The 5,039-nt window shown below is 39.7% G+C and carries 5 protein-coding genes and 1 pseudogene; 3 read left to right on the forward strand and 3 right to left on the reverse strand.

The window, feature by feature from the left end; all coding sequences use genetic code 11:
• Positions 1-1,075: 1,075 nt before the first annotated feature.
• The 3 genes from QUA99_RS32140 to QUA99_RS32150 form a co-directional block, all read right to left on the reverse strand.
• Entirely contained in the window at positions 1,076-1,330 is a 255-nt protein-coding gene (locus tag QUA99_RS32140; RefSeq protein WP_333245819.1) for a hypothetical protein, read from the reverse strand.
• Between the two features lie 67 nt (positions 1,331-1,397).
• Positions 1,398-2,133, reverse strand: a protein-coding gene (locus QUA99_RS32145; RefSeq protein WP_333460528.1) for an IS1 family transposase whose coding sequence is annotated in 2 segments (ribosomal slippage) — positions 1,398-1,898 and positions 1,900-2,133 — 735 coding nt in all. Because the reading frame shifts where the segments join, the coding sequence is not laid out codon by codon here.
• Positions 2,134-2,241: 108 nt separating this feature from the next.
• Complete coding sequence (locus tag QUA99_RS32150) at positions 2,242-2,655, reverse strand: hypothetical protein (protein ID WP_333245676.1); 414 nt, start codon at positions 2,653-2,655, stop codon at positions 2,242-2,244.
• A gap of 489 nt (positions 2,656-3,144) precedes the next feature.
• On the opposite strand from QUA99_RS32150, the pseudogene QUA99_RS32155 reads away from it, so the two are divergent.
• The 3 genes and pseudogenes from QUA99_RS32155 to QUA99_RS32165 all read left to right on the forward strand — a co-directional run bounded on the left by QUA99_RS32155 (position 3,145) and on the right by QUA99_RS32165 (position 4,899).
• Positions 3,145-3,960, forward strand: a pseudogene (locus QUA99_RS32155) (ISL3 family transposase).
• Positions 3,961-4,035: 75 nt separating this feature from the next.
• Entirely contained in the window at positions 4,036-4,428 is a 393-nt protein-coding gene (locus QUA99_RS32160; RefSeq protein WP_333245673.1) for a hypothetical protein, read from the forward strand.
• Between the two features lie 54 nt (positions 4,429-4,482).
• Positions 4,483-4,899, forward strand: a complete 417-nt coding sequence (locus QUA99_RS32165) for a leucine-rich repeat domain-containing protein (protein ID WP_333245671.1) — start codon at positions 4,483-4,485, stop codon at positions 4,897-4,899.
• Positions 4,900-5,039 lie beyond the last annotated feature (140 nt).

Here is a 5,039-nt window from a genome sequence, read left to right on the forward strand (position 1 = left end):
AATTCCCCATCAAAATCCCAGAAATCATTTTCGGCTCCAATCTCGCATTTTTTCTCGTCTCATACCCTGATTCAGCAGCTTCCCAACTTAAACTTGTCTGTGAACAGAGCGTCAACCCAGTTTTAGCAGTCTTAGACGCCCGAATATGGCAATGCAACTTGGGTATTAGCGTTAGCGCAAGCTTCCATTCTTGCTGATTGTTTAATGAGAGTCCGAAAGAATGCCTGCTTATGGTCAGCACCACCAGCATATAGTGGCCGCGGTAGACCACGGAAGCACGGGCAAAAAATGAGACTCAACGACCCAACTACATGGCTCGAAGCTGATACTGCGATTGAAATTGATGAACATCCAGATTTGGGACCAGTCCGAGTCAGACAATGGATTGACTTACATTTTTATCGTGCCCCTGGACAAAAAGTCAATTTAATCCTGGTCGAAAGAATGAAGCCCATGTCAAACGGTCAGCCGTTTCCACCCTTATGGTTGGCTTGGGTTGGAGAACGAACTCTACCCAAGCGAAACTGTTTGGTTCAAATATTTACAACGCTTTGGAGTCGATCATTGGTATCGGTTTGCGAAGCAAAGATTGCATTGGACATTGCCTAACTTGAGAACTCCTGAACAATCTGAGCGTTGGAGTGATTTAATGCCATTGATGAGTTGGCAACTCTGGCTGGCACAAGATTTAGTAATCGAGAATAGACTCACGAGAGCAATCTGCTACGATCGATTTAACTCCTGGACGTGTTGCCCAATCAATGTTTTCGGTTTTAGTTGACATTGGTACTCCAACAAAAATGCCTAAACATAGGGGAAAATCCCCCGGTTGGGAAAAAGGAAAGGTACGTACCAAGGCACCGTGCTATCCCACTGTCAAAAAACGGGTTTCTCGACGCAAAAAGTCTTCAAGATTAGCTGTTTAATCTTCTACTTTTTGAGTTTTTGAGCAACAGCTTGCCTGACATTCAAAGGTGGCTACTTTTAGCAGCGCTCATTTTTTAGTCTAAACTACAGTAGTCAACGATCGCTTCGATATCTCGACTGGCGGGAACAGTGAACCTGCAAACATGGCTCATTGACCTACCTGAGCTTGATGCTGCCGCAGTTTGTCCCGCAACCTTTGAAACATCACGTCAGCATCAATGACATCTCCTCGATCCGCCACATCAATTCCGATCTGCACTTCTTGCTGGAGTTCCTTAAACCGCCCTTTATAGATATGCTCCCACTCATCCGAATCTAAAAACTCGATGAACGCTAACACCTCTGGTTGCTTTTCAGGTGGCAAGACCCGCACCTTGTCGATGATGGCTTCTTCAACGGTCATTTTTTTGATCCTAGCGACTCTTTGGTAGTGCTTTTTTGTAAAGGACAGAGGAAAACACTCTCTCTTATTATCCAATCCCCATTTTTTTTCTGATTTGTTGGTTGTATTCGTGGATGAAGTTCCAAATTGCCCCAATATGATTCTCTAGCTTCTTTGAGAATGATAATGTCTTTCTCACTAACCTTGATATTCTCTGTCTTAACCTGTTGTTGAGTCTTTCAATATAACTCGTTAATCCCGTCTCCTTTCCTACTGCAAAATGCCTTTTGCTTGGCACTACCTTTTCATACGCCTCCCACATATCCGTATACACCTTGGCGCACTGTTTATATACCCCTGGTAATGAATCCCACAGTTGTTTGGCTGATGTTTGCGAACGGTCTCCTATCTCACATCCGATGATTTCTCTGGTTCGAGCATCTATTGCGAGCCAGACCCATTGCTTGTTCCCTTTATTGTCCACAAATGACCACAACTCGTCCATTTGAACCGTCAGCTTCCCTTTTTCTTTTGGCACTACTTCTGCTTGCTGCTCTACCTGTTGATAATATTTGTTGACATAATGCAAGGAGCCAGCTTGCTGACACACCTACTGCTCTTACTATTCCGGCTAATGAGATTTTTTCCAGTAAGAATAATTTTACCAATGCGATGGTGTTTTTGTCTTTTGGTTTCCACTGTGGATCTTCCACAAACTGTCTTCCACACTCTTGACATTTATGGTTTTGTTTTCCTCTGCGCGTTCTCCCATTTTTCATGATGTCGTCAGAACCACACGTCGGGCAACTTAGATTCAATTTCATTCAATCATTCCTCTTTCATGATCGTCGCTCTATTTGACAATTTTTCTCCTTCCTTTACAAAAAAGCACTACCAACGTACCGAAGTGGGGAAGAAAGAACGAGTATTCTTTAAATGTTGTGCATAGTCATCAACTCTTGTGAGGTCAGGCTTTGAGCTTTGAGAGTCCTGGTTTTTGCGATTTTTTTTCCTCGGTTATTCTTCGGCTTTTTGGGCATTTTTTTTACGGGCTTTATTTGAGGGCGTGACGGAGTTTGTTGTACGCTTAAGCTATAAGATAAACGAGTCTCAATTTCGACAATAGAAATCACATAAATTTCCAAACCCTGTTCCGATTTACCAGCTACACCATTATAAAAGTAAGCCTTACCGTCAGTTTTTTTGCCACTTTTTCTTAAAAAAGAACAATCAATAACAGCAATAACTGTGTGTTCAGGATTTAAGGCTTCTTTGAGTAAATATTGATTAAATTGTGGGAAGTTAAAGCTTTTGAGAAAGTGACGACGGTAGGTTTTTTCACTCAAATAACTATAACGACTGAGATTCGTGAATTTGAGCTTGCCTTCTTGCTAGCAAAATAGTTGAGAATAAAGTGATTAAAAACTTCTTTTGGGGTTGACTAATCCCTGGCATTTGTTGTAAGATGGATTCCATAATATTCATCAGGCAATATGTTAAGCTTGTGTGTTTTTATAGCTTAACCGAAAAGACTGCCTTTTTTTCTGTTTATTTTGGGTTCAGATTGCACTCACTGTTTTCACTTCTCTGCTGTATTGCGCTCGCATCCTTCTTTAAAAACTGTCCGGAGTATTGAAAAAGTATATTTACAAGTAAATCGCCGTCAAATGAGGTGTGAAGCTTGCCCAAAAAAATTTAGTGAAGACTTAGAATTTGTTAAAAAAACTAGAACTTATACAGAGAGGTTGAAAAAAAAGATTTTGTCAGAATTGTTAGAAAGCGAGCTGAAAAATGTGGCTCAAAGGAATGGAGTCAGCGAACAAGAAATAGAAACCATGGTAAAAGAATGGGGAAAGGAATTGAGCGGACAAAAACCATCAGGATTAAAAAGGCTAGGAATTGATGAAATTGCTCTCGTTAAAGGACAGAAAAATTATTGTGCAGTTTTAGTAGATATCGATAAAAAAATTATAGTAGGAATGCTCAAAAACCGAACTCAAGTGGAACTCAAAAAACACCTAGAAGCCTGGGGAGAAGAGGTTTTAGAACAAATAGAAGCCTGCAGTATAGATATGTGGAAGCCTTATAAAAATGTCTCTGAAGCTTTAATACCACAAGCAGAAGTTGTGGTCGATAGATTTCATGTTATGAAGCAAGTAAATGAAGAATTAGATGGAGCTAGAAAAAAGATTAAGAAAGCCGCATCAGCCTCAAAAAATAACTCGGAAAAAGCGCGAATACTCTCCGGACTGAAAAAAAGTAAATATGTCTTACTAAAAAATGAATAGACTCTCACCGAAATCGAAAAAGAGAAGTTAGAATCAGTCAAAAAAGTTGCTCCTACCTTGCACAAAATGCATCAATTGAAAGAAGAGTTTATCCAAATCTTTGAATCCCCAAAAGATTGGGTAGAAGGATTATTTAGTTTAAGTGATTGGTTAAAGGATGCAATTTCCGTTTTCCCCAAAAGCTGTAGGACAATTATTAGGTGGATTGGACAAATTATTGCGTATTTTGATCGGAGGACTACTCAAGGAGTTGTGGAAGGAATTAATAACAAATTAAAGCTCATAAAAAGAAAAGCCTATGGGTTTAGAAATTTTGACAACTTTATTCTGAGGAGCTTCTTACATTGGCATTTTGCTAGTTAGTTTTACATACTAGGTTCGGTAGAACCAGGAAAAGTTGATGATGAAGGTTTGTATCTGCTCACTAATTTAGGGGGATTGAAGTCAGCAATTGCTGCTTTTAAATGTCGCAGCGGTATTGAAGCTATGTTCAAGGACTGTAAGACAGGTGGTTACAATTTAGAGAAGAGTCACGCTAACAATGAGCGCTTAAAAAACTTAATCTTAGTCATTGCTATTGCTGACAGTTGTGCTGTTCTCCAAGGGCAAAAACTCAAGCAACTGGTAATTCAAAAATATACGGGACGGTTGACTGAATGCAAGCGTTCGCATCGCCGTCATAGCAGTTTTTGGATTGGATTATACGGTCAATCTTGGGTGGTTGGAATGGAGTTTTTCCAAGAAATAGTTGCTGAATTAATGAGAATTAGGCGTAACAAGCTGCCATTTTTTCAGAGGGGTGTGAGGGCTATGTCCTTGATTTTATCATGATTTTGACTCTTGTTGTCACCCCGTCAGATATCAGACATTAGTTCGTTGAGATTTATGACCAAGTTAACTGAAGTCGATTTTGGTTATAATAAAATCTTTGATATTAGTATGTTATATGGGATTAATTTAACGTATCTCCAACTCACTAACAATCGAATTGAAGATGTGAGTTCGTTAAAGTTTCTGACTACTTTAACGGTACTTTCCCTCGCTGACAATCAGATTTCCGACATGAGTCCGCTGAAATCTCTGACTAAACTGACTGAACTCTACCTTAGCGAAAATCAAATCTCTGACGTGAGGGCATTAAAATATTTAACTAGCTTAACAAGGCTCGACCTTGCTAACAATCGAATTTCTGACATTAGTATGTTGAAATCTTTAACTAACCTCTTGGAACTCTACCTTGAAGGTAATCCGCTGACTCAATATTGCCCTTTGGGTTACGATTTTAGATGTCGATACGAATAATTAGAGGGTGGACTCCTTGGGATAATTATGCTTACATCGCGGACTCAGAGCGGGGAAGCATCAAAGGGAGCATCCCGATTTTGTAAATTTCCCAATAAATGATATAATTTTACATTTTTTAAACCAACGGCTTCCCCAAA

Origin of the sequence: Microcoleus sp. F10-B2, assembly GCF_036704965.1 — a bacterium.
Lineage (GTDB): Bacteria > Cyanobacteriota > Cyanobacteriia > Cyanobacteriales > Microcoleaceae > Microcoleus.